Source organism: Paraburkholderia sp. RL18-085-BIA-A, from assembly GCF_046027075.1.
Classification (GTDB): Bacteria; Pseudomonadota; Gammaproteobacteria; order Burkholderiales; family Burkholderiaceae; genus Paraburkholderia.
The window spans coordinates 1-25,885 of record NZ_JARESU010000047.1 but is presented as its reverse complement, the minus strand read 5'-3'; the positions used below and the strand labels follow the sequence as shown (position 1 = coordinate 25,885).

General features: G+C 60.9%; 19 protein-coding genes and 1 pseudogene. 10 read left to right on the top strand and 10 right to left on the bottom strand.

From position 1 onward, the window contains the following. Positions 1-5 precede the first annotated feature (5 nt). The 8 genes and pseudogenes from P0D89_RS27125 to P0D89_RS27090 form a co-directional block, all read left to right on the top strand. On the top strand, positions 6-908 hold the full coding sequence (locus tag P0D89_RS27125; RefSeq protein WP_408362421.1) for a DMT family transporter: 903 nt from the start codon (positions 6-8) through the stop codon (positions 906-908). 609 nt (positions 909-1,517) lie between these two features. Next, complete coding sequence (locus P0D89_RS27120) at positions 1,518-2,234, top strand: ABC transporter permease (RefSeq protein WP_408362420.1); 717 nt, start codon at positions 1,518-1,520, stop codon at positions 2,232-2,234. Next, on the top strand, positions 2,231-3,127 hold the full coding sequence (locus P0D89_RS27115) for a glycine betaine ABC transporter substrate-binding protein (protein WP_408362419.1): 897 nt from the start codon (positions 2,231-2,233) through the stop codon (positions 3,125-3,127). The genes P0D89_RS27120 and P0D89_RS27115 overlap by 4 nt, the downstream gene beginning before the upstream one ends. Positions 3,128-3,141: 14 nt before the next feature. Further along, positions 3,142-3,795, top strand: coding sequence for an ABC transporter permease (locus tag P0D89_RS27110; protein ID WP_408362418.1), 654 nt, complete (start codon positions 3,142-3,144; stop codon positions 3,793-3,795). Beyond that, positions 3,792-5,003 carry an osmoprotectant ABC transporter ATP-binding protein OsmV gene (locus P0D89_RS27105; protein ID WP_408362417.1) on the top strand — a complete coding sequence of 404 codons (1,212 nt, stop codon included), beginning with the start codon at positions 3,792-3,794 and terminating at the stop codon, positions 5,001-5,003. Before P0D89_RS27110 ends, P0D89_RS27105 begins: the two co-directional genes overlap by 4 nt. A gap of 407 nt (positions 5,004-5,410) precedes the next feature. Further along, the gene (locus P0D89_RS27100; protein WP_408362416.1) at positions 5,411-7,591 is read left to right on the top strand and encodes an NHL repeat-containing protein; all 2,181 of its coding nucleotides are present in this window, start codon (positions 5,411-5,413) and stop codon (positions 7,589-7,591) included. A 109-nt stretch (positions 7,592-7,700) separates the two neighbouring features. Beyond that, a complete protein-coding gene (locus P0D89_RS27095) occupies positions 7,701-7,958 on the top strand; it encodes a hypothetical protein (protein WP_408362415.1) in 258 nt (85 codons plus the stop codon). A 205-nt stretch (positions 7,959-8,163) separates the two neighbouring features. After that, positions 8,164-8,391: pseudogene (locus P0D89_RS27090) on the top strand (LysE family translocator); the annotation flags it as partial. 97 nt (positions 8,392-8,488) lie between these two features. Here P0D89_RS27090 and P0D89_RS27085 read toward each other — a convergent pair. The 9 genes from P0D89_RS27085 to P0D89_RS27045 form a co-directional block, all read right to left on the bottom strand. Continuing rightward, on the bottom strand, positions 8,489-9,712 hold the full coding sequence (locus P0D89_RS27085) for a winged helix-turn-helix domain-containing protein (protein WP_408362414.1): 1,224 nt from the start codon (positions 9,710-9,712) through the stop codon (positions 8,489-8,491). 123 nt (positions 9,713-9,835) lie between these two features. Then, the gene (locus P0D89_RS27080) at positions 9,836-10,111 is read right to left on the bottom strand and encodes a hypothetical protein (protein ID WP_408362413.1); all 276 of its coding nucleotides are present in this window, start codon (positions 10,109-10,111) and stop codon (positions 9,836-9,838) included. 238 nt (positions 10,112-10,349) lie between these two features. Continuing rightward, positions 10,350-12,077: an FAD-dependent oxidoreductase gene (locus P0D89_RS27075; protein ID WP_408362412.1), complete on the bottom strand. Its 1,728-nt coding sequence runs from the start codon at positions 12,075-12,077 to the stop codon at positions 10,350-10,352. 88 nt (positions 12,078-12,165) lie between these two features. Then, the gene (locus P0D89_RS27070) at positions 12,166-13,158 is read right to left on the bottom strand and encodes a DedA family protein/thiosulfate sulfurtransferase GlpE (RefSeq protein ID WP_408362411.1); all 993 of its coding nucleotides are present in this window, start codon (positions 13,156-13,158) and stop codon (positions 12,166-12,168) included. Between the two features lie 346 nt (positions 13,159-13,504). After that, the gene (locus P0D89_RS27065; protein ID WP_408362410.1) at positions 13,505-13,756 is read right to left on the bottom strand and encodes a hypothetical protein; all 252 of its coding nucleotides are present in this window, start codon (positions 13,754-13,756) and stop codon (positions 13,505-13,507) included. 316 nt (positions 13,757-14,072) lie between these two features. Then, positions 14,073-14,654 carry a DinB family protein gene (locus P0D89_RS27060; protein ID WP_408362409.1) on the bottom strand — a complete coding sequence of 194 codons (582 nt, stop codon included), beginning with the start codon at positions 14,652-14,654 and terminating at the stop codon, positions 14,073-14,075. Positions 14,655-14,989: 335 nt separating this feature from the next. Further along, entirely contained in the window at positions 14,990-16,669 is a 1,680-nt protein-coding gene (locus tag P0D89_RS27055) for a methyl-accepting chemotaxis protein (RefSeq protein WP_408362408.1), read from the bottom strand. Between the two features lie 446 nt (positions 16,670-17,115). After that, the gene (locus tag P0D89_RS27050) at positions 17,116-17,517 is read right to left on the bottom strand and encodes a RidA family protein (protein WP_408362407.1); all 402 of its coding nucleotides are present in this window, start codon (positions 17,515-17,517) and stop codon (positions 17,116-17,118) included. A gap of 487 nt (positions 17,518-18,004) precedes the next feature. Beyond that, on the bottom strand, positions 18,005-20,551 hold the full coding sequence (locus P0D89_RS27045; RefSeq protein WP_408362406.1) for a hypothetical protein: 2,547 nt from the start codon (positions 20,549-20,551) through the stop codon (positions 18,005-18,007). Positions 20,552-21,332: 781 nt separating this feature from the next. On the opposite strand from P0D89_RS27045, the gene P0D89_RS27040 reads away from it, so the two are divergent. Next, positions 21,333-22,508, top strand: a complete 1,176-nt coding sequence (locus tag P0D89_RS27040; protein WP_408377485.1) for a hypothetical protein — start codon at positions 21,333-21,335, stop codon at positions 22,506-22,508. 4 nt (positions 22,509-22,512) lie between these two features. After that, on the top strand, positions 22,513-23,886 hold the full coding sequence (locus tag P0D89_RS27035; protein WP_408362404.1) for a TniQ family protein: 1,374 nt from the start codon (positions 22,513-22,515) through the stop codon (positions 23,884-23,886). Positions 23,887-24,017: 131 nt separating this feature from the next. Here P0D89_RS27035 and P0D89_RS27030 read toward each other — a convergent pair whose 3' ends face one another. Continuing rightward, positions 24,018-24,386 (bottom strand): DUF6471 domain-containing protein, encoded by a 369-nt coding sequence (locus P0D89_RS27030; protein WP_408362403.1) that lies wholly within the window; start codon positions 24,384-24,386, stop codon positions 24,018-24,020. Positions 24,387-25,885: the final 1,499 nt, after the last annotated feature.

Genomic DNA, 25,885 nt, shown 5'->3' with positions numbered 1-25,885 from the left:
CGACCATGAATCTTTTGCTCTATGTCACCACTGTTCTGATCTGGGGCACCACGTGGCTCGCAATCAAATGGCAACTCGGCACGGTGCCGCCGCCGGTGTCGATTGCGTGGCGCTTCTGGATCGCTGCGCTGTTGCTCTTCGCGCTGCTGCGCATCATGCGCAGGCCGATCTGGCCGCCGCGCGCCGCGTGGCGCTTTCTGTTCGCGCAAGGCTTCACGCTCTTCTGCCTGAACTTTCTATGCTTTTACTACGCTGAGCAGGCGGTGCCGAGCGGGCTGGTGGCCGTAGTGTTTTCCATCGCGCCGCTGCTGAACTCGATCAACGGACGCCTCTTCATGGGCCGGCCGCTGCAACCCACGGCGATTGCCGGCGCATTGCTGGGGCTCGTCGGCATTCTGTGCCTCTTCGTCCAGCAGATGGGGGGGCACCTCGGCGATCGCACCGAGTTGATGGGACTTGGAATCGCGTTTCTCGGCACCTTGTGTTTCTCGACGGGCAGTTTGTTGTCGAGCCGGATGCAGTCGATGGGCTTGCACCCGCTCGCCACCAATAGCTGGGCGATGCTGATCGGCGCGAGCATCCTGACGGTCGGCAGCCTTGTGGCGGGCTTTTCGTTCGCGGTCGAGCCGACCGTGCGCTATCTCGGCGCGCTCGCGTATCTCGCGGTGTTCGGCTCGGTGATCGGCTTTACCGCGTATCTGATGCTCGTCGGCCGCATGGGTCCCGAACGGGCCGCGTATTGCACGGTGCTGTTTCCGATCGTGGCGCTGGCCGCATCGACGGTATTCGAAGGTTACCGGTGGTCCGCGTTGGCGGTGGTCGGACTGATGCTGGTGGTGGCCGGCAATCTGGTGGCGTTCGATTTGACGCGACGGATTTTTACGCGGAGAACGCTGGCGAAATCGTGATGCAGCACGTCATCGCCGACGTCGCCTGACGCGACACACGAGCATGAAGAATCGTATGAAACGGCCGCTGCGGCGGCCGTTTCAGGTGAGGATTTCCGGGAGCCGCCAACGCACAAAAAACTGAAATGGTGAGCGTTTCCGGGAGCCGATTCTATCGTCCACAGCCTGCCCGGCTGCCCATAAATTAACCACATGGGTAGACGAACACTCTGTCCGCCCGTATAATCCCTGCTCCCTAACCGCGAAATCGCAGCCAGATAGGCTAAGTTAGAAGGGGTTGAATGCAAATGAGTGCCACATTGCATCCTGCCCATTGTCGGTAAAAGACCTGCATTTCCGAGGGGCTCCCAAACCCCCGCCGGACAAGCGACCTAGCGCCGCTGTCCACCTCATCGAAGGATCTGGCGCCAGTTTGTTAACTGGTTAGCCACCGAGGGCACGAGCAGTTCATCGCACCGCCCTCGCGCCGGGCAAATCACACCATCCCGGCATCACTCGGTTCAACTCGCGGCACCTGCCGCGTCCCGAACTTCCCATTCGCAGCGTCGTTACGACGCCTGTGCGGCGCGGCTATTTCCGCGCGTCGCCCGAACAAGGAGGCGCATCTTGATGATTCATCGTCCTGCCAGACTGATCGGCAGTCTTGTAGCCATCGGCTTGGTCGTCGCTTTGCTGGGCCACGCGATCGACCCCGGCGCATTGCAGCAATATGCGCCCGATCTCGTCTACTACACGAAACGGCATCTGCTTCTGGTCGGCTACTCGATGGCCCTCGCCCTGCTGGTCGGCATACCGGCCGGCATTGTGCTGAGCCGTCCATCGTTCGCGCGTCACGCCGAACGCTTCATGCAGATCTTCAACATCGGCAACACGATCCCGTCGCTGGCGGTACTCGCCATCGCGCTCGGCATCTTCGGCATCGGCGATATTCCGGCGCTCGTCGCGCTGTTCCTCGCCTCCTTGCTGCCAATCACGCGCAACGCATACGAAGGCATGAAGAACGTGTCGCCCGCGCTGCGTGAAGCCGCGCGCGGCATCGGCATGACAGGATGGCAGTCGCTGCTGCGCGTCGAGTTGCCCAACGCGATGCCGATCATCATCGGCGGCGTGCGTACCGCGCTCGCAATCAACGTGGGCAGCGCACCGCTCGCGTATCTGATCGGCGCGGACAGTCTCGGCACGCTGATTTTCCCCGGCATCTACCTGAACAATCAGCAGCAGCTTCTGCTCGGCGCGGCGGCGACCGCGATTCTCGCGCTGGTTCTCGACGGCATCGTTTCGGCCGGCAGCCGTTACCTGCTCGCACGACGCGGGGTGACAGCATGATGAATCTGCTCAAGCGCAGCCGCTGGATTGCGGCAGGCGCGCTGCTCTTCACGAGCCTTCACGCGAGCGCGGCGACGCTCGTTGTCGGTGGAAAAAATTTCACCGAGCAGTACGTTCTCACCGAGATCACGTCGCAATACCTGCGCTCGAAGGGCTACACGATCGACCCGCGCGCGGGGCTCGGTAGCACGCTCATGCGAAGTGCGCAGGAGAACGGCCAGATCGACGTGGTCTGGGAATACACGGGCACGGCCGCGCTCGTCTACAACAAGATCACCGAGAAGCTCGACGCGAAGACGATGTACGAGCGCGTGAAGGAGCTCGACGCGAAACGGGGCCTCGTCTGGCTCGATGCGTCACCGTTGAACGACACGTACGCGCTCGGCTTGCCGCAGCAACTAGCGCAGCAAACCGGCATTCGCACGATTTCGGAACTCGCCGCGAAGCTCGCGGCCGAGCCGAAAAAGAAGCACGTGTTCGCGATGGATGCGGAGTTCGCCAATCGCCCGGATGGCCTGAAGCCGCTCGAAGCCGCCTACGGCATGGACTTCAGCCGCGCCGAAACGCGCCAGATGGACCCGGGTCTCGTCTACACCGCGTTGCATAACAACCAGGTGCCGATCGGCCTGATCTACACGACGGACGGCCGCGTGAAGGGCTTCAACATCGTGCCGCTCGAAGACGACCGGCACTATTTCCCCGCATACAACGCCACACCGGTGGTGCGCAAGGCGATTCTCGACCAGAACCCGCAGCTCGCGACGCAACTGAACGCACTCTCCGGCGTCCTGAACAACGACGCGATGCTGGAGATGAACAAGCAGGTCGACATCGACGGCAAGCCGGTGCGGGAAGTCGCGGCGGAATTCCTACGCACGCACAAGCTGCCCTGAGCGGAGACCTTTCTATGACTGTATTCGACTATTTATCGGCCAACTGGCCCGAACTGCTGCAACTGACCGCACAACACGTGTGGCTGGTGGGGATCGCGGTGGGCTGCGCGATCATTGTCGGCGTTCCCCTGGGGATCCTGATCAATCGCCACGAATGGCTTGCCGCGCCGTTGCTGAGCGTCGCAACCGTGGTGCTGACCTTGCCGTCGATCGCGCTGTTCGGCCTGATGATTCCGGTGTTCTCACGCTTCGGCCAGGGCATCGGCGCGGTACCGGCGATCACCGCCGTGTTCCTCTATTCGCTGCTGCCGATCATGCGCAACACCTACCTCGCGTTGCGCAACGTCGACGCCGGCATCAAGGAAGCCGGCATCGGCATTGGCATGACCGTGTGGCAACGGCTGCGCCTCGTCGACCTGCCGCTCGCGGTGCCGGTGATTCTCGGCGGCGTGAGGACGGCCGTGGTGATGAACATCGGCGTGATGACGATCGCCGCGGTGATCGGCGCGGGCGGCCTCGGCACGCTGATCATCCGCGCGATCGGCCAGAGCAACATGATGAAACTGTTGGTGGGCGCGGTGCTCGTGAGCGTGCTCGCGATCGTCGCCGACCTGCTGCTGCAAGCGCTGCAACGCCTGCTGACACCGAAGGGAGTGCAAAAGACATGATCGAACTCGACAAACTGACAAAGACGTTTACGCAGAAGGACGGCCAGCAGGTCAAGGCGGTCGACTCGGTGAGCCTCACCGTCGGCGCAGGCGAAATCTGCGTGTTCCTGGGGCCGTCGGGTTGCGGCAAGACCACTACGCTGAAGATGATCAACCGTCTGATCGCGCCGACCTCGGGCCGCGTGCTGATCAACGGCGAGGACACTTCGGGCCTGAACGAAGTCGAATTGCGCCGGCACATCGGCTATGTGATCCAGCAGATTGGCCTGTTCCCGAACATGACGATCGAGGAGAACATCACGGTCGTGCCGCGTCTGCTTGGCTGGGACAAGAAGCGCTGCCGCGAGCGCGCCATCGAGCTGATGTCGATGGTCGCGCTCGATCCGAAGCAATACCTGAAGCGCTATCCGCGCGAGCTGTCGGGCGGGCAGCAGCAGCGTATCGGCGTGATTCGCGCATTGGCCGCCGATCCGCCGGTGCTGCTGATGGACGAGCCGTTCGGCGCGGTCGACCCGATCAATCGCGAGTCGATTCAGAACGAGTTCTTCCAGATGCAGCGTCAGTTGAACAAGACGGTGATCATGGTGAGCCATGACATCGACGAGGCAATCAAGCTCGGCGATCGTGTGGCGGTGTTCCGCCGTGGTCAGCTGGTGCAATACGATCATCCGGATACGCTGCTTGCGCATCCGCGCGACGAGTTCGTCGGCGCGTTTGTTGGTCAGGACAGCACGCTGAAGCGCCTGTTGCTGGTGAAGGCCGGCGACGCCGCCACGCAGCCGGAAACCGCGCGCGCCGAGATGCCGGTGGCGCGCGCGTTCCAGATGATGGACGACAGCGACAATCGCTATCTGACCATCGTCGACGACAACCAGCAGGCGCTCGGCTATGTGACGCGCCGCGCGGCGCGCGCGGGCCAGGGCGTGTGCGGCGATCATCTCACCGCGTTCAAGGCGACCGTCAGCGCCGACGAACATCTGCGCATCGTGCTCTCGAAGATGTACCAGTTCAATTCGTCGTGGATGCCGGTGCTGGACGGCGATGGCCGCTATATCGGCGAAGTCACGCAGGATTCGATCGCGGATTATCTGAGTTCAGGGCGTTCGCGTGGGCAGACGGGGAAACCGGCGATCGTGTCGCCTGCTGTCGTCGCTGCCGAAGCGGCTGCCGCGCATGCGGCGGTCGCGGAGCACGCCACCCATTCGTAACGTCGTCTTGCTGCACACGGGCCTTCGCTTCGTTTCGCCGTTTCGTCGCGAAGAAGCGGAGGCCCGCTCATTTCGCTAGAGTCACCGCGCTCGCCCAGGTCATCTAAAAGCCGGTCCCCGCCCTACGCCGCAATGCAATGCCATGCACCTTCGCGGTGACATGTCGATTACATCCGCATATAAAACTCAAACAGCAAGTTATTGCCGCGTAATTCTATGCGCATCGTATTAATTGATGTGGCTAAAAGCTTATCAACAATTTTTTTAGAATTTATTTACGCATTTTCTATGAGAGGATAAAACGTCAACATTGACGTATGCGCATGAGTTGATGCCTGCGCATATCTGCGAAAGCGCGCCAGCCATGCCTGCCATGCGCGCTTCGCGACTCGTAAGGAAATACCGCCGTGAAACTTCTCTCTCGCCTGGGCCTGGCTGTGGTTATATTTCACAGCTTTATTCCGCTGAATGCGTCCGCGCAATCCCAACTCAGCTACACCACTTCATGGATCGGCAATAGCTTCGGCTTTGGCGATGGCAAATGGATGCAGCAGGATATTCAGGCCATTAGCGTCGGCGCCGACGGCACCGTTTATACCAATGCGCCCTGGGACGAGAGCGGCAGCGAAATTGCCGCCTATCGTGCAGGCGACAAACTCGCGGTAGCCGGTTCGACGCATGGCTGGGGCGCGGCCGGCGGTGACGCGGTCGCGGTGAATCATAAGTACCTGTATGCGGCGATGTCGATCGGCAACGAGAGCAACGCGCTGGTCGGCTCGGACTATCCGCCGGCCAATCAGACCTGGTACGGCATCACGCGCCGCACGCTCGCGAATCTGGCGAGCGGTGCGCCGTTCAGCGGCGGCATCGGCAATAGCGCGAACGCGACGAAGAACAGCTTCCTGGCGCTCGACACGGTGACGACCGGCACCGACGCGAGCATTCGCGGCCTGGCCGCCACCGATACCGAACTGTACGTGGCCGACACCTACGGCAACCGGATCGTCGTGTTCGACGCGGAGTCGATGCAGCCTTTGCGCGCGTGGAACGTGACGTCGCCGGGACGTATCGCGGTCGACACCGATTCGACGTTATGGGTGATGAGCGGCATTTCATCCGGAACCCTAACTATTGGGCACTACGCCGCCGACGGCACTGCGCTCGGCGCGTTGACGCTGCCCGCCGGCACGGTGCTGTCCGACATCGCGGTCGCACCGTCGGGGCAAATCCTGGTCGCCGACAATGGGCCGTCGCAGCAGATTCTCGTCTTCAACAAGGACGCCAGCGGTCAGCCGCAAGCTGGCACGGCGATCGGCACGCGCAATGGCCTGTTTCACGCGGTCAAAGGCGTACCGGGCAACGTGCGCTTCAACGGCATCACGGGTATCGGTGTCGATCCGGCGGGCAATCTGTATGTCGCGCAAAACGGCGAGGGGCCCCGCGCGTTGGGCTCGGCGTCGGTCGGGCAAGGCGCGGTGCTCGAAAGCTACGTGTTCAACTCGCATGCGGTCAATTGGCGGCTGTACGGCCTGACGTTCGTCGACAGCGCCGCGTTCGATCCGGCCACGCCCAATTCCGTGTACACGGGCTCGAAGCGCTTCGCGCTCGACTACAACCAGCCGGTCGGCCACGAATGGTCGTATGCGGCCTTCACGCTGGACCGTTTCGATTATCCCGACGACCCCGCCTTTCACGAGCCGCGCGGTGTACGTGGCGAGCCGATGGTGCGCCGGATCAACGGTAAGCCGTTTCTCTATACGCTCGATCCTGGCGCGCATTATCTGAACGTCTATCGCTTCGACGCGGCGCATGGCGAAATGGCGATTCCGTCGGGTCTGCTCGCGCAGAATCCGCTGCCAGGCACGTGGCCCGCTGGGCAGCCGACTTACGGGGAATGGCTGTGGCGCGACAGCAATGGCAACGGCAGCGTCGAGGCCAGCGAAATCAGCAGCAATCCTTCGACCGGCAGCACGGTCGGCAACGGCTTCTGGTGGGTCGACACGCCAGGCAACGTATGGCTTGCTACGCCGTTGAGCGGCGTTCGCGAGATGCCGTTGCAGGGGTTCGACTCCGCCGGCAATCCGATCTACACGTACGCGAGTTCGAAGATGTTCGCGATGCCGCAACCGTTCACGCGGCTCGCGCGGCTCGTCTACATCGCGGAGACCGACACGATGTATCTGTCCGGTTTCACGAGCGCGATTCCGTGGGACTCGACGCACTGGAAGGAAGCGGGCCCCGTGCTCGCGCGCTACGACAACTGGAGCTCCGGCACGCCGACGCAACAGTACGCGATCTCGCTGCCTTGGAATACGCAGAGCAATCCGCAGACGACCACGGTCGGCGTCGCGGTGGCGGGCAACTACATTTTCGTCGCGGAACTGTACACGGCGAAGGTCGATGTGTACGACGCGCGCACTGGCCAGGCGGTCGGCTACATGACGCCGGGCGCGAGCGTCGGCAACACGAGCGGCTGGGTCGACGTGTACCTCGGCATTAGCGCGGTGCAACGCGCCAATGGCGAGTACGTGGTGCTGCTGGAAGACGACGCTCGCGCGAAAATCCTGATGTATCGGTGGACGCCTTGATGTGTGCCGCGTGCGTGCTGATCACGAATGGACGGCGGCGCACGATCGGTATATAACAACGTGAAAGGATGACTTGTTCACGCTGCATCAACCGGAGCGATGTTCGATCATGACGCAAGACGTTTCGCCAAAGCCGCCCACGGGCGACCGGCCCGATCTGGAAAACCTCGACGCAGCGCTCAGTCACGTGGATCAGCAGGTATCGTCCGGCAGCATTGCGTCGGGCGCAGCAAAGGGCATTCTGTACAGCCTGATCGAAACGCTCGGTACGTTCGTTGGCGATCCCGATTTGCCGGAGCACGCGCGTTCGGGCTACGAAGGGCTGCTGGAAGCCGCGCGCGAATTGCGCGCGAAACTGGATCGCTGAAGCAAGGGCGCGCCGCCGCGTGTGGACGGCGCGGTTTGCATCGGCATAAGCGTCGGCATGCGTGCCGATGCGGAACACGCGTAGCCGTTGCAAGCGGCGATTGCGATACGTCCGCGCATTGGCCGTCCACTCATTCGCCGCCGCATGACGGTGATTCTCCTGTTTGTGATAAAAGGCGCACTGTTTCCAACACTGCGCCGTTTGTATGCTCTCCGCGCCTGCAATCGCGTTGCGGGCTGTCGGCATCGTCGCGTTGATTGCGCCGGGGCCCACCAACACGCTGCTGGCGGCGGCCGGTTTGCGTCATGGCGTACGGCACTCGTTGCCGCTGATCGCGGCCGAACTGGCCGGCCGTCTCGTGTCGATTTTCGTATGGGGACGCTTTCTCGCGCAGGCGGCACATGCGCTGCCGTGGTCGCCGTCGCTGTTGCGCGGTGAGGGTGCAGGGCGGCGCGTCGATCGTGCTGGGCGTGTTTTCGCCGTCGCTCGCGTGGGCTGCGCTGCATTGAGCGTGCGTTTGCGCGGTATGGTCACGCGTCCATGCCGTTGTCGACGCTTAGCGCTTCGAGCCAATCGGGCGGCGCCGCTGTGATCGCCAGTTGCGGGGTGCCGTGCCAGTCCGCGCAACGCTGCAGCGCGCGGCGCAAATCGCCGGCAAGGCGCGCACTCAGACGCACGCCCGGCTCGATGTGCAGCGACTTCAGCTCGAACACACGCTGAGTCCGATGTGCTTTCGCATCCACGCGGCCGACCAGCTTGCCCCGGCTCAGCAGCGGCAACACGAAGTAGCCGTATCTGCGTTTGGCCGCGGGCGTATAGCATTCGATTGCATAGTCGAAGTCGAACAGCGCTGCGGCGCGCTTGCGATCCCACACCACCGGATCGAATGGCGACAGCACCGTCGTGACGCTCGACGCGAGCTTGCCGCTCGCCGCGTCGTCGAGCATCGGCGCGAAGTCTCGATGGACGAACGTGTCCTGTTTCCAGCCTTCCACTTGCACCGGAATCAGCTCGCCCGCATCGGCGAGCGCGTGCAGTTCGTCGCGATAGGGACGGCGTGGCAGCCGGTAGTAATCGGCGACCCAATCGGCGCGCGCGGCGCCGAGCGCGCGGCAGGTGCGGCGCAGCACCTCGGTGGTGACGATGTGGGCCGGCGGCAAGTCGCGCGCGTCGTCCCAACCCGGCAACACGCGCTCGGTCAGATCGTAGACACGGTGGAAATTGCGACGCTCCGCCACCATCAGTTGCCCGATCGCGAACAGCACTTCGAGGTGACGCTTCTCCGGTTTCCAGTCCCACCAGCCGTTGCTCCTGCCCGTCTCGCTGACGAAATCCGCCGAGCGCACCGGACCCGTCGCACGGATACGCGAGAGCAACGTGTCGATGTCCTCGCGATGCCTGGCGTGCCACTCGGCCGCGTATTTCCAGCCCATTCCGCTCGGGTCGAGCATGCGATGTCGCAGCAGGCCGTAGTCCTCGATCGGCACAAAGCAGGCTTCATGCGCCCAGTACTCGAACAGTCTGCCTTCGGCGAGATGTTCGTCGAGCCACTGCTGCGGATACGCGCCGAGCCGGCTGAACAGCACGAGATAAGGGCTGCGGGCGACGACATGGATCGTGTCGATCTGCAATTGCGTCATGCGGCGGATCGTGTCGAGCACGTCGGCCTTGACGGCCTTGCGGCGCGGCGGCGTCAACAGGCCTTGCGCGGCCAGATGCAGGGTGCGGGCTGCGGATAGCGGCAGAGTCTTCACGCGAGCGTCGGTCAGTGAGTGACGGCGAGTGGGACGGGCCCGAAGCCCGACCTCGATTAGCAGCCGCTACTGTAGCGTGAATAGAGAAGATGAACCGAACGCGGCGCGCACCGCGAGGCGTGCTTACCAGTCGCGCCCATGATGCCGTTCCCAACCGCGGTGGCGGCCATGGTCGTGATGCCAGCCGTGGCCGCGATAGTAATCGTCGCGGTATCCATAACCATAGACGGGCCGCGGCGCGTAGACGACCGGCGGCGGCGCGTACACGACGGGTGGTGCGGCGTACACCGGGCCCGGCGTATTGACGAACACGCCGACGTCCACCCGCGCGAGGGCGGCAGTCGATGCGCAGGCGGTGGCAAGGCCGAAGGCGGCGAATACGATCGCGCGTTTGATCATGCGTGTCTCCAATGTCGATCCGGAGTTGGCGCTTTGGCGCTGGCTCCGGTCCCGTGCGAAAGGGCCGGCCGTTCCCTGTCGAACGGCTGACGACAATCTTACGAGACAGAAAGACACGCAGGTGCAACGAGTTGAAGGCGTGTGTAACAGCAGGTTACCCGCCGGCCTGCAGGCATTAAGCCTTGGGCATGGAGCTTGGGCGCCGGCAGCGCGAAGGCCCGGCGAGATGCTTGTGGAGTCAGGCGCCCAGTGCGATCGTTTCCCCGGCGGAAGCCGCCAGCAGTTGATGAATCTGCGCGACCACCGCCGCGCCTTCGCCGACCGCCGCCGCCACCCGTTTCGTCGAGCCGGCGCGCGCGTCGCCGATCGCGTACACGCCTTCGACAGTCGTCGCGAGATCGCAGGCGGCCACGCCGTCCGCGCCGGTGCCGGTCAACACGAAGCCCTTGGCGTCGAGTTGCACGCCGCAGGTGCGCAGCCAGTCGGTGTTCGGGTCCGCGCCGGTGAAGAGGAACAGGTGCCGCGTGTCGAAGTGATCGACGCCGTCGGGCAACGGCTTTTTCAGGCCGACCGATGCGAGCCCGCTTTCATCGGCTTCGAGCCTGCCAACCTCCGAATTCGGATGCACGAACACATTCGGCAGCGAGCGGATACGGTCGATCAGATAACGTGACATGGTGGCTTCAAAGCCGCTGCGGCGGATCAGCACGTGAACCTTGGCCGCGTGCGTCGCCAGATAGACGATCGCCTGGCCGGCTGAATTGCCGCCGCCCACCAGCACGACTTCCTGGCGCTTGCACAGTTTGGCTTCGACCGGAGACGCCCAGTAGTAGACGCCGCGTCCGTCGAAGCGGTCGAGGCCTTCGAGCGCGGGCCGCCGGTAGACCGCGCCGCTCGCGATCACGATCGTGCGGGAAGTGATATGCCCGCCGCACTTGAGTTCCAGCCGATACGGCGACTCCGCGCACTTCAACGCCGTCACGTGAACCGGAATCGCGACGTGCGCGCCGAACTTCTGCGCCTGCACGAACGCGCGGCCCGCCAGCGCCTGGCCGGAGATGCCGGTCGGAAAGCCGAGGTAGTTTTCGATCCGCGAGCTGGCGCCCGCCTGGCCGCCCGGCGCGCGGCTGTCCAGCACGATCACCGACAGTCCTTCGGACGCCGCGTAGACGGCGGTCGCCAGTCCCGCCGGTCCGGCGCCGACGATCGCCACGTCGTACACATGCGAGTCGTCGAGGTCGGGCAGCAGGCCGAGGCAGGTGGCGAGTTCCGGCATGCTCGGATGACGCAGCACCGACCCGTCCGGGCAGATCACGAGCGGCATGTCTTCCCGCTGCGCCGCGAACTGCTCGATCAGACGCAGCGCGTCTTCGTCGCGCTCGTCGATCACGGAATGAGGATGGCCGTTGCGCGACAGAAAGCCTTGCAGCATCACGAGCCGCGCGTCGCTGCTATTGCCGACCAGGATCGGACCGCCCGCGCCCTTTTCGATCAGCGACACCCGTCGCAGGATCAGCGCGCGCATGATGCGCTCGCCGAGTTCGGCTTCGGCGACGAGCAGCGCACGCAGCCCGGTGGGAGGAATCAGCAACGCTTTCACCGCGCAGAGCGCCAGGCCGTTCACCAGCGCGGGCCGTCCCGACAACTGGCCGACCTCGGCAAGAAAATGCCCCGCGCCATGTTCGTTGATCACGACTTCGCGTCCAATGCCGTCGCGCTGATAGATCTTCACGCGTCCTTCGAGCAGTACGAACATGCCGGGCCCGGTATGACCCGTCTCGAACAGCAATTCGCCCGCTTTCCAGTGGCCGATCTCGCCAAACCGGCGCAGGCGGTCGATTTCCGCGCAGGTGAGCGCGGGGAACATCTGATGCATGCGCGTCGAGAGCGACGAAAACGGCGCGTCGGCGACAACCGTCTGTTGTCCTTCAACTTCCTGAGTCGAAACTTCCTGAATCGAAAGCATTGAACCGCTCCTTCGGTGTTCATTGATGGTTTGAACGGGAGGCGAAGCGGCGCGGCGCGCGAGGTGCGCCGATGCGGATGCGCTCGCGCTATACGGCCTTCGGCGCGATGTCGTCGACCGTGACTGCCGGCGGCGGCATGTCGCGCAGCGCGTCGACCGGCTTGCCCTTGTCGCGCCAGGCTTCCATGCCGCCGCGCAGCGGCAGCACGTCGGAGAAGCCGGCCTCGTTCAGTTGCTTGGCCATCCATGCCGCGGAAATCTCATTCGGGCAGGAACAGTAGATAACCAGTTTCTGATCGTGCGGATAGGTTGCGACGATCTCGTCGAGTTGGCGCTCATCGGCGAATTGCGAGCCCGGAATCACGTACGGATCGAGCTTGCGCTTCTCCTGCGAACGGATGTCGAACAGCACCGGCGATTTGCCGGCCGCGAACAGCTTCGCGAGTTCCTCGACTTCGATGCGCGCGGACGCGAGCTTCGAAATCAACTGGCGGCGCCGGAACCACCGATACGCCGCGTACAACAGCAGCAGCGCAACGGCCACGAGCGCGGCAGTGCGGCCGAGCCGACCGGCGATCGCGAACAGCATGTCGATTTGCCGCGCGAACAAGGCGCCGATGATCAAGCCCGTGCCGGACCACAACGCGGCGCCGATGCTGTCGTAGGTGAGAAAAGTGCGGTAGCGCGTGCCCATGGCGCCGGCCATTGGAATCGACACGATCGACAGGCCCGGCACGAATTTGGCCACGGCCAGCACGCGCACGCCCCAACGGCCGAAAAAGCGCTCGGTCTTTTTCACGCAGGTGTCACGCGAGAGCGACAGGCGGCAAATCGTCTTCAACGTATTGCCGCCGTACACGCGGCCGGCGAGATACCACGCGCTGTCGCCGATCAGCGTGGCGAAGATCGACAGAATCAGAACCGGCAGCAATTGCGTGCCGACCGAGCCGGGATGCATTGCCGCCATCGCGCCGAACAGCACGAGCGACGGCATCGCCGGCACGGGTAGCCCGAGTGAGGCGGCCAGCACGTTGGCGAAGATGAGCGCCGGCCCATATTGCTCGACGAGATCATGTAGCATTGGCTTACAACCGCGGCCCTTTCGGGTGCGGCGCGGTAGCAAAAGCAAAGGAGAATGCAAGGATTATGGACGCATTTTCAAGACGTGCAAACGGCTTGAAAAGGTGCCCGATATTCGGGTGGTAAAAGCGCTATTGCGGCGCGCCGAATGATTCAAAGCGCGGATTAGCGGCGCAAGCGAAACAAACAGAAAAAGATTGAAACCCGCCCGGCATGCAAGCGCGCGAACCGTGTCCGTTGGAGCGCTGCGAACGGCGTGTGCCCGTATCTCGCCACTCACCACTCATAGCAGGCAGAGCCGGTAAAACATGCGGCATTCGCGCGAGCGCAATACCGCATGTGTTATTTCATTGACGATGATTGTGCTGTTCGCCCGGCAATTCGGCGCCATGCGCGCGAATCGCGGCAATCAGCTCGGCAGGCGTGATTTCGTAACGCACTTCGCGGTGTATGCCCGCTTTGCGCTCGTCGACCTCGATCAGAAGAATGCCTTTGCCGTCTTCTGTCGATTCGAGGCGCAGCGAGCGGAGTTCGCGCGCCGTTGCGTCGTCGTATTCGGTGAGCAGGGCCATTGACCCGGAGGACCCGGAAGTGCGCATCGAAGTTGTCCTTGTTCCGTTGTTGATCGAACCATTGTACGGGCAGGCTGGCGCGCCGTCTTTCCCGCGATGTCGCGCGTTGCATGTGGCCTGCGCGCCGCCCGCCCGCCTCGCAGGGATGCCGCCGCCCGCATAGTGTCCCGAAGGTCGCCCGGCGCGGTTCGCCGGACAGTGCGTGCCGTGACATCCCAAGCGTGGCAACCAGTTTAACGCGACTCCCCGCTACCACGGACGCATTTTTCGTGCCCCGTGGCGGGGCGGCTCTTCTCCATTGCTGTCATGCTGCTGACGCACGTTCCGGTTACAAGCGCGCGGGTTAGCGCGGCGTGCTCAAGCGCTCCAGTTCGCGCAGGTCGGCAGTGCGCAGTGGCGCGTCGGCGGCGAGAAAAAATTCGTCGAGCTGCGGCGGGGCGGCCGTGGTGCCGCTCAGCATCGCGTGGACCTGGCCACGATGATGGATTTGATGGACGAACATATGTGGCAGTACGCTGCCGACGGCTTCATGCTGAATGCCGACCAATGGGCCGCGGTCGATCTGGACGTCGCGTTGCAGATCTCCGTCGGCGAGCGACTCGCAGAAGGCGACGAGCCGCTGGTCGCTCCACGCTTGTGCATCCCACAAGTCGGCTGCGCGCGGATAGGGCAATTCGTTGTCAAAAATGGTGAGCCCCTCGCCGCCCCCGGTTAGCGCGTCGAAGTAATACCGGTCCACCAGCAGGATGTGATTCAACGTGAGCTGCAGCGACGGGAAGAAGCTCACCCGGCGCTCGGCGAACGCGTCGTCGGTCAGCGTGAGGCACGCACGGTAGAGGCGCAGATTCGACCACGCGTTGTTGCGCGCCATCGCGAGGAAGTGCGCGGCAAGCGAGTTGGCGCGCGGCGAGTCGGAAGGGATCACGTCGGCCTCCTGTGGTTGCAACCGGCATAGGCGCACTCAAGTGTGAGCGCACCGGCGGCGGGCGGCAACCGCGTGGACAAAGGCTCCCGTATTGGCTCACCTTAGCGGGCTATTCCGGCGCATCGCAACCCTGCTCGCGAGCCAAGTCAGGCTCCGGCTTCAAACCATCCCTCGAAGCGCAACCATGCAGGCAAAAAAATAGCCCGTCCGGAAAGGGACGGGCTGCTAAACGCCGTTGTTACTCGGGTCAAACTGCCCATACAACAAGTGGGCGCTGACGGTTGCATCCTCACGCGCCAATAGTGGCCTGTCGAGGTGGGAGTAATGCCGATCTGTCAGATCAATGTGGCTTCTTCCTGCTCGACGGCGGCTGTGCTGACGAGACGTGCGGGCGCCGCTCGGTTCGCCGCACCGGCCCCAAACGTGCGCTGCGCGCCGCCCGCGCCACGCGGCGCGGACGTGGCCTCGGCGACCGTGAACAGACGCACCGCTGCATCGAGCACGTCGGCCTGTTCCGCGAGACGTTGCGCGGTGGCCGCCGCCTGCTCGACGAGCGCGGCGTTCTGCTGGGTCGCGCCGTCCAGATGCGAGACCGCCTGGTTGACCTGGCGAATCCCCTCGGCCTGCTCGCTGCTCGCGTTTGCCACTTCGACGATGATCGACGACACGCGGCCCACCGCCTCGTCGATCGTGCGCATCTGCGATGTGGTCCGTGCGACCAGCTCGGTGCCCGCGGCGACTTCACTCGCGCTCGCTTCGACCACCGATTTGATTTCCTTCGACGACGCCGCGCAACGTTGCGCGAGCATCCGCACCTCGCTCGCGACGACCGCGAACGAGCGGCCGGCTTCGCCCGCGCGCGCCGCTTCGACGGCGGCGTTCAACGCGAGGATGTTGGTCTGGAACGCGATGCCGTCGATCACGCCGGTGATGTCCGCGATACGCCGCGACGCCGCCGTGATGCCGGCCATGGTCTGCTCGACCTGGCCCGCGATCTTGCCGCCTTCGGCCGCCGCGGCCTGGGCGTCCCGCGCCAGGTCGAGCGCGCGCACGCTCGCATCGGCGTTGGCCTGCACGGTGGTGGTCAGCTCGTCCATGGTGGCGGCGGTCTCTTCGAGCGACGCCGCCTGCAATTCGGTGCGGCGCGCGAGATCCACGTTGCCGCTGGAGATTTCGCGCGCATTGTCGAGCATGCCGGTGATCTGCGCGCGCACGTCGTAGACGATGGCGGCGAGATTCGCCTTCAGCTGGTTCAACGCCTGCAGCACGTCGCCGAGGTCATCGTGCCGGGCGATCTCCAGATCGGTGGTCAGATCGCCGGCGGCCAGACGGGTCGCGAAGCCCGACATGTCGGCGATCGGCGCGGCGAGCTGGCGCGTCAGCGCTCGCCACGACACGACGCTGATCGTCGTGGCGACGCCGAACGCAATCCAGAACGGCGCGGGCGGCGTGCCTGCTGCGAGACCGGTCAGCGGCAACGCCAGCGGCGTGAGCGCGTAGCCGGCCGCGGCGCGCGTCGCGACCGGCAGACGCATCAGCGCCTGCAGATGTCCGCGCAAGCCGGTGCGCACCACCACGCCGTGGCGCAGCATTAGGCCGCGCGACTCGCCTGTGCGCATGCGCGCATACAGCGATTCGGCGGCGCGCACCGCATCGCGTTGCGGTGTCACCCGCACGCTGAGGTAGCCCACCACCGCGCCTTTCTCGACCACCGGCGTGACGTTCGCGCGCACCCAGTAGTGATCGCCGTTCTTGCGGCGGTTCTTGACGAGCGCGGTCCACGGGCGGCCGGCGCGGATTGTCGCCCACATGTCGGCGAACGCTTCGCGCGGCATGTCCGGATGACGGATCAGGTTGTGGGGCTGGCCGATCAGCTCGTCGCGCGTAAAACCCGACACGGCGATGAAGGCCGGATTGCAGTACTGAATGCGGCCGGTCAGATCGGTCGCGGAAACAAGCATGTGGGACGACGGGAATTCGTACTCGTGCCCAGTGACAGGCTGGTTGTTGCGCATGACTTTCCTTGCAGATGGCTGTCGCGCGTGGGCGCGGCGCTGACTTGTTCGCAAGGAATAACGGCAATTAACCCCTCGGTCTTTAGGGTCTCCCAGTAAACCACTCAGGTTTGTGAGGTGTCTTGCCGTTAATGCAAGGTTGTGTCGATGGGGCCAGGTTGCCGTGGCGCGTCAGTGTGCCGGGCGAGTCGCTCGCGAGCGTTCCGGCGCTGGCTCTTAGCGCGGGCGTGGACGGTCAGCGCAACGATAGCTGGCGCGAGCCTGGCTTCGCGGGTATGTCGCGAAGCCGGTGTCATCTGACGAACTGGCGGGGGCGTTGCTCGAAGTCGCACGCGCGATTTCGCTGCGCGACGAGCCCTATGATCAGTTCAGCCTGGACTGCCTGGCCGATGATCCACTGCACGGACGTGCCGCGACGCGCAGCGGACCAGGTCAGCCCGGCCGCTTCAACCCGGCCGCTTCGCGACGAAGTCGATCTCGACCAGCGCATCGCGCGCGAGCGCGGTCACGCCGATGCAGGTTCTGGCAGGCAGCGCGTCGGCGGGAAAGTAGGCGCGGTAGATGGCGTTCATCGCGGCATAGTCGCGCTTGAACTCGGTCAGGAAGGTGCGCGCGGCGACCACGTGCTGCAAGCCCATGTCGAGGCCTTGCAGCACCAGCACCAGGTTGTCCATCACGCGCTGCGTTTGCGCGACGACGCCGTCCGGCAAGGGCGCGCTGTCGTCGGTGGGCGAGGTCGGCATCTGGCCGGTCAGGAAGACCCAGCCGTCGGCTTCGGCGGCGTGGGAGAAAGGCCCGACGGGTGTCGGGGCCTGCGGAATCATCCAGAAGCTAGGGCTTGAGTTCATCGGAAAGGTCGGCGCGTTTCGATTGTCGAAACGCTACGCTAACCGATCAAAACTCGTGATGGCGAGTCGTGTGAGTGTTTGAGGCGCGGACTCAGGCAGGAAGCCGCACAGCACCGTGTGCTGACCTCGGTGAAGTTTGAGTTTGACACCCCGGGGAAGTTTGACTCTTTGCCAAGTAGAAGTTGCCGATAACGTCGCCTTGGCGACCCTTTAATTCCTCTAACTTTGACAGTCTGTCGGAATCAAGTCGAAGTTTGGCGAGTGCCACAACTCTGCCAAGCTCCGTGAAAGCGAAAGTGCCTTGTGGGCTGTGTGAACCGCGAGGAGGCGAACGTCCCGACGACCGCAGAGCAGGTAGCGAGGCACGAGGAGAAGGTGCTCCAGGTCCTTTAGGCGCGGGTGCGAGAACGGGACATGCGGGAATTAAAGTGTATCGAGAAGATGCGCCGGATTTGCGCACGGCATGCGACCGCGACCGCAATCAAGATTATTCGAAGTCGCGCATCCTTTGGGCCGCCTCACGAGCGATGCTCTGAATGTCCGGTGTAACCTCTGCGACGGTCGGTTCAGAAACTGCAGGAATGTCGATGAAGGGCTTGCCGTCCTTGAACACTAGACCATCGATACGGGGATAGCCTTGCCGGGCATTGTCGTGCAGTTGCGTGAGCCAAGCATCCCCACGAAGCTCCATGATTCCCCTTGCAATCGTTTCTGCGAGGGCGCGTCGGGGGATGCTTTTATCGATATGGCCTGACTGAGTTAGATATGTTTCGATTTCATTTCGTTCGGCGTGCGTGAACTCACAGAGTATTTCATACTCCTTGCTTTGGCACTCAATCCACTCATGACTTCCTTGTGCCCAACAGAAAACGCGTCCGCAATTCTCCGGGTCGATGCGAGGTATTACGCTGCTACCGAGCAGGCCATGCTTCTCAAAGACCTCAGAAAAGTATTGGAATCCGTTGGTTTCAACCGTCCCGTCTGGCATCACTATTCGGTTGCCTCCGTTTCGTTCGACGCCCGGCATGCAATCAAATATCAAATCCGTGTCGTACCGCACTCCCCGGATGTGGTTTTCCCCGTATTTCTTCAGTAGACGAGACTCGTATGCAAGAATGCTTTCTCCATAGGTCCGAGAGCTAGGATACTTGGGTTCTTCGATGTAGTAGCCGGTCGTAAACAGTTTCGCGACTTCCTCAAGTGTGTGAAGCGCGCTATCTTTGGGTCTGAATCCCGCCGCTTGCGAGCGGTAGGGCGGTTCTCCTATTTTATTTCCCGGTAAATTGGCAGTATATATCTCAACGTCTTTTTTGAACCCCGATTCAACTGTTTGCCCATCGCGCGGTTGTCGCACACGACGGTAAAGAAGAATGACCTTGAGTTGCGCAAGGATATTCTGAAAGTTATAGCCTTTAAGTTCGGGGCCGTTGTCGCAGATGATTAGACGTGGAAGCCGCTGCCATCGCCGAACGACATCCAACACAAGACGGTATAAGGTGATATAAGAGGGCCTATTGAAGTAAAAAACACTCCCCAATACCCGGTAGGTGCATGCATCCCTTAGAACAGTGCGCCATGCCTCTGCTTCGACGATTTCCCCATTTATCTTAGAGCGCAGCCATAACTTCAGCATCGCGTGGTCTATGTGGCCAACTTCCCAAGGAATTCGGCCCTTTATCGTCCAATCGATTTCAAGGTCGGGTGTGTACTTCCCGCGCTGATAAGCCACAAATTGGCCTTCTCTGAGTTCCACGACTTCCGAATCATCCAGCTCGGCCAATCGCTTTCTCAGTGTGGACTCGCTCCGGGGCTCCACGTTCTTTTGTTCACAAAGAATTCGATAAACACTAATTGCATACGAAAACCTTGGCCGATAGTTCTGCAGATACGCAGAATCCAGCGCGTGGTTCCAGCATTCTTGTTCGGTCGGGTCGACCCACGTCGAGCGGTTGCCACAGTTATCGTAACTGTTCGCTAAGGCTAGGATGCGCGACGTTCCGTGCAAGTCTGCTGCTACCAGCTTTGCCTTAGCGCGCGCGATGGACGAGTCAGAGACTTTCTTTCCTTTCCTCCCTCCAAAAGTCCAAATTGGCCTTGTGCCGGGATGGGTGAACCAAGCCAGCTTCTCTAGTGCTTCATGCTCCCTTGCCGGCGAAAGATGCACTTGCATTGGTTGAACGGGAGCGTCGTATTTCCATTCCTTTGATGTCACGTAGTTCCATACATCCCGCAATTGGATGTTCCAGAGCCTACCATTGCCGTTGATAAGAGTGTATGGATTGCCGTCATTGACGACAATCCACGACTGTCCATTCCAGTCGATTTTCTGGTCCTTGGACGGGAGAGCTATGAGTGCTGGCGGCGGGGAGCCAGCACCTTCTTCGCGGCGCTGAAACAGCACGTCAGCGTAGGCTTGTTCGTCGATATAAATTCGACATTGTTCGCTGATAAAATTTTCGGTATCGAGAGGGAAATAGACATCTCTATGCGCAACCATCCATCTGACGTCGTCCGCCTTGAAACCAGCTTCGACGAGTTCGCTCAACAAAACGACTCTTTTCGCTTGAACGAGGTTGACTACACTTGTAACGACGTGCTGGGGCGGCGGCTCGCGCGCTGGTTCGAACTCTGCACTTAATAAAAGCGCGTTTCCCCTAAAAATGCGGCCAAACTGCTCTGACGTCCAAATCTTATGCTTGATGCCAAGCCCCATTAGGGTCTCGTATATGGCACCAGAGGCCCATTCTCCATTTGACGTACGTTGATAAAGATTCCCACCCTTACTCTCGACCTTTTGCAGCTTTTCTAGACGAAGCATGTCGAGGAAATATACCTCTTCCTCCTCAATACAAAGGCACTGGGGCCTATATTGTATTTTTCCGGAACGTTTTCCGTTGCTGTCACGGTAGACAACGGGAAGGATGCAAGGGGCGTTCCAATATTCAATCAATTTCGGGTGCCGGACATGGTTGTCCAAATCGATAAACATCGCGAGGTTGTCTCGCCTATTCGCCAGCTGGATGCCGAAGCCCATAAGGCTCGACCTATATATTCCGGCGGTACCCGCTTGGCTCGGTGGCGATTCGCGAATCGTTCGAATCAATGCGCGACCGGTTTCGTTACGCCAGCGCGAAGTAACAACCTGTCAAGAAGGCTGTTTGACAGTCGCCCAAATTGCGTCACTGGTTCTTCCATCATTCACCTCATGACCTCGCTGCCGCCGGGACCATTTCAGACCGCACGCAGCGTCGCTCAGTGAATTGCGATGTCAGCGGCGCAACATCTATCAATGCATCGGCCTGAGGCCTATCACGTTTTGGCACGAAAAGTGACGCCGGCGACTGGAAGGACTCCTGCCTGACGAGTTATCGCCGGCGGAGTCTGCACAACATGCCTGATAGACAGAACCCTACCGGCTTGGCCTACCGAAAGTTCTACGAGCGCCGAACTGCATGTAAAGGCCTGAGTGTGTTATAGGCGGTCAGGCTGCCGATGTAAACTGCGGATGAGCAGAAATCATCTTAAATGAAGCAAATTGCTTGTTGCTCATCGTAAACCCGCATGAGAGACTGGGATTTCGGGGGGATTAAAGTCAGAAAAATGCAGGAACTTCTTGCTTCCGCTAGCAAATCTCCTACTCTGAGGAGAACAGCGGGCTGTCAAGCGTAGCCCACGAACCTGGGTGACCTATCCGATGCCGGGTCGGCAACCGTGCACGTTGCCGACAGCAGCTCTTGACCGGTCTTCAGCCTAGCTCGGCTCCAGCTAATGCAGTCTGGAGAACTATCAGTTGCTCGCTTAGACGGCTCGGGTCCGTGACCCGCTTGATTGTTGGGGAAGAGATGACGTTCAACATCAAGAAGATATATAGAAGCATCAATTGGGTCGACGAAGAGCGTCTCAACCACATTGTTGCGTGTACCACGGACTCGTCTAGGTATCACCCCAATCTCGAGGCTTCGGTCAAAAAGCTGATTAGTCTGATGCAGTTCAATGCCCGTGGAAAACTCATAGTTTTGCTTGGACCCTGTGGAGTTGGAAGAGAAGAGGTCGCAGACATAGCGGACCAACTTTCAATCGAAAGGGCGAGAGCGCTTGGGCGCCCGACATGGGAGACAGCGCGGATTCAACTGCCTGTCTTCGGTAACCGTGTCGACTTGAAGAAGGCGCTTATTGACGCGCTGGTTCGTCAGGGTGATGTTTGTCCAGAATACAAAGTGAGCATCGGGCCGATTACTGAGGGGGCGGTATCCACTGCTTTGATTCCCCGGGCCGGCAAGCTGCCGACGGTAATCGCTCTGTTCGAGTCATTGGCAAATGTGCTGCAGAGGAATCGAAGGACAGTCATCGTTGAAAACGCACTGGAAGTCTTCTTGGCGCTTCGGATTTGTAAGGCAAGGGAGGTGGTTGGGATTCTAAGACGTTTGGCAAACGACGCTCGCTCTTCCATTGTCTTGGTCGCGGGCCCCGAGCTTGCCCCTCTGTGCTGGGAGACTGCGGAGACCGGTGCGAACATCGCGATAGTGACGACGGAGCCATACGACCCACAAAACGGATTGGATGCAGGACGTTTTATGGCAATCTTAGGCGCCGTCGAGAGTGACCTGGGCGGCGAGTACATTGTGTCAGGAACCTTGGACGCTACACATTCGTTGAGGGTTATGGCCTTGGTCAGAGGGCGTGTTCGTATCGCTCTCGATATGATTGGCTACGCAGTGAACGAAGCACTTTGGGAGACGGGAGAACCGCTCAAAGCGGACTTGCTGTTTGAATGCATTAGACGGCACATGGAAGACGGAGGCATCGGTACGTTACTTGACAATGACCACGCTCTTTGGCGCGCTATGAGCGACCCAGAAGCGCGTGAGAAACTCTTTAGCATCGACCAAATCGGGTACTACAAAGACCGGCATATCCTTCCCTTCAAGAGTGCTGCTTCGACCCAAATCATTCTTGACGCGGCTGATGGTGAGAAGCTGTTGCTAGAGTAGCGCCATGCCAAAACTGTGGAGCTTGGACCCCGGCAACCAGACAACTTGGGAACGCGAGAGTCTGTGGAGCTATATATGTCGGTTAGCGGAATGGAATCACATGGTTGTCGGTGACTTGATTAGACGAGTTATTTGGACTGATGCGAGCTGGAGGGGGCCGGAGAATCATTCGATGTCGTCTGCAGTGAAGTTGATTAACCTCGGCGGCATGTACACGAGGTTTTGGGTTGACACGCTTGAGGCTTTGACCGGACAGGAAAATTTATCCAGACTGACATTCCTGCCCGGAATGCACGCAATTCGATTCGAAGGAAGCCTCCTGCAGATTGGCTCTGTTTGCGTTGAATGTCTACGGGAGATGCGACCGAGCGCGGTCTATCAGCCCCTCTGCTGGTCGTTGCGGGACTACACCATCTGCGCCAAACATCATGTGTGCATGACCAGACACTGCTCTGTATGCGGCGGCAGCAACATCGGGCGGACCCGGACGAACAAGCGAGTCGGGTGCTGTGGTAACTGCGGGGCTTGGTTAGGTGGACCAAGCTTTCAATCTGTCGTTTCGGAAAGCGCCAACCGATATGAGCTTGCAGTTAGCGAAATGTTGAAAGGCCTAATGGATGCGTTAAACGACACCAGAATCGCTTCGCTTGGGTCAGGGACAATTCTGAAGTTTGCAGCAGAGCACTACTTTGAGAGCCAAGCAGAGCTCTGTCGGGCGTTGAATGTAGGCAAAAGCACCGTAAGCACGCTAATGTCTGAGAAAACTCGGCCGACCGTGGAGATGCTGATTGCTTTGTCTGTCGCATCAGATGTACCTATGAGGCAACTGCTTATCGGAGCCGCGCTGAATCGACGAGCTCGCCGCAGGCATCCCGACATACCGCTCGTAGTACCGGCGAAGGTTCAGTTCCAAAGACGCCCTGCTTTTGATGTAGCCAAGATTGGAAAGAGACTGAAGAGCTTTTTAGTTAGAAAGCACCCGCCTTCAGTTCGCCAAGCAGCCGACATGCTGAACGTACACGAGCGAGGGTTGCGCGCTAAATTCCCTGACGACTGCGCAAAGTTATCAGCGCGGCACAGTGAATGGGTGCGCTCCAGGGCTAAGCAAAAAGAGCAGGAGCTTAAGAAACGGTTACTCGTGGCGGTTACGACTTGCGTCCTGTTCCGAGAATTCCCAACTTCGCGAAAAGTCCAATCGGTAGCTCCAGGCCTGTTAGCGCATCGGTCCGTGCAGCGGTTTTATGCGTTCCTCATGGAGTCAATCGGGTTGAGAGGCTGCGGCAGGTTGCCGCCTGTTCTAAGGGCGAAACGTCTTAAGGTCGCTCGAGAAACGTTGCTGGGACTTGTGAAAAATCCGTCCCAAATATTGGCGGCCTAGCAGTCGCCAAGACCCGCGCTAGTAAAACTTACAAATGCGCGTGCGCTCTATTTAGAGTCTGCATTCTACTAAAAGAGGCGCGCGGGCATGAGAATTTGAACGGCAGATAAAGCGTGTGACTAAATTAGGGCCTAGGCGAGCTCTTTGACTGACCTTTTGCGTCGGCCCAGAGCCGGTGTCGAAGGCGTCGATTTTGGAGGAAACGTGGCGTCGACGCTCACGTTAGACGCGTGCCGAGATATCTGAGTGCGACTGGTCTTCGCAGTTCTGCGTGTGGATTCTTTCGGCATGAGAACGTACGTGCCGTCGAGGCCCATGACCTTCAAGCACCGGATAAAAAACGCGAGCGGAAATCTTCCGCGGTTTATCTTGTTGGAGAGCGGTCCCGCATTCTGCTTCACTCCATCTTCAATCAGCAGCTCAGCCAACTGAGCCAGCGAAACTCCTTTGCTCGCCATCTGGGCGCGCAACAAGTTCTTTGCTTCGGCGTCGTAATCCATGCTCCTAAACTCCCAATCAATGGTTCTGATGGTTGGTTGGCGAGTCAAAGTTTGCGTCCGGCCCACGCCCTATGCTATCTCGCCCTGCGGTCACGTGAAACCTTCGCACGGGTGCCGCTTGGCGCTAACTTGGCTCAACTGCACCGCGAACCGGGCGCCTCGTTGAATCTTACAAGCACGAGGCCTTGCCCTTCGTTCTGCCTCCCCTGACGACTATCCATCCGATGCGAGGTCTGAAGCTGGTAGCCGACCCCCGGCGAGACTCCGTTTGACGACATGACTTTCCGGCATTCATCTTCGGCGGCCGGAAGCCAGGGCGGACGTGTCAGTCCACCAGCACGAGCACAATCTGCCCTGCAAATGTCGGCTCGACTATCAACACATGTTTGCGACTGCGGCTGCCCATATGAAACTTTGCGACCCGAAGCGTAACGCCGCGACCCACGCGCGAGCCTGTAACCGAGCACGACAAGACAAACGGGCGTAGCCGGCGCAAGTCTAAAATATCTGACAGAGCAAATCTAAAGTTCGTGAGGTCGTCGTTGAATTTTAGATGCAAGGAACGCGGGATGTCACCATGAACCGTGCGAACGCGCGATTGCCTAAAATTTAGCGTCGAGAGTTTAGCTGAGCCGGACGATGGCATACCTTTGCATCTGGGCGGGCGGGCTCCGGCCTCCGGCCCATTAACGCGCGTTGGGGGGCGGTAAGCTTTTTGTTGAGAGTCGCCCCGACGAATCTTGCGACGACCAGCGCAGGATAGTCGTGGCTGAGAATTTCGGGGACGGTTTGCAGGAGCGGTCGGGTGTTGCTGTCTTGCCGGCTGCTAACGGTCGCCCCCAAACGCGCGGCCGGACGACTGCTCAAGGTAGAACTCTGATGATGCGTCACTCAAGCGCGCTTCACGCCGAGGTTGTCGACGTCGTGAGTTGCTACGGCGTTTGCTAGATTGTCCGAGAGCGTTCCCGCTGCAGTCGGACATAAAAAAAGCCGACACGGCGTCCCCAAGATTGCCATCGCCGCTCAACAGTGCGTACTCCGCTGTGAGCACGGAACACTTCCGAGGCCTCAAAACACTGCAAGACAAAAACCGGCCCATCGGACGCAAAAGGAAAATGTCGTGACGTCGTCGTCGAAATTTTAGGGGCGGAGGGCGGGAGACGTCCTATCAACGCGTTGCCCTTGCGGGAATCTTGCGCGACTCTTGTTTTAGATAACGGCCAAAACGAGCGCTGAGGCGACCGACGTTCTCGTGCCGTAATGTTTTCGCAGATGACTTGCGGCTGCCAGCAACACTATGCTTCTTTTGTTAGTACCGTCGACCGGCTTGGACAGGCCGGGCATCTCCTCAAACTTTCTTGCCTACGCGACCGAGCCGGCCGAAGAAAGCTCTCACGAGCGCAGAAAGCAAGCCGAATGATGGGACCTGCGGGCGCGCGCGCAATGCCGTCCTCTGACACGCAGGGCCGAAGGTTCATTTACCACTGCCCGGGTGACAT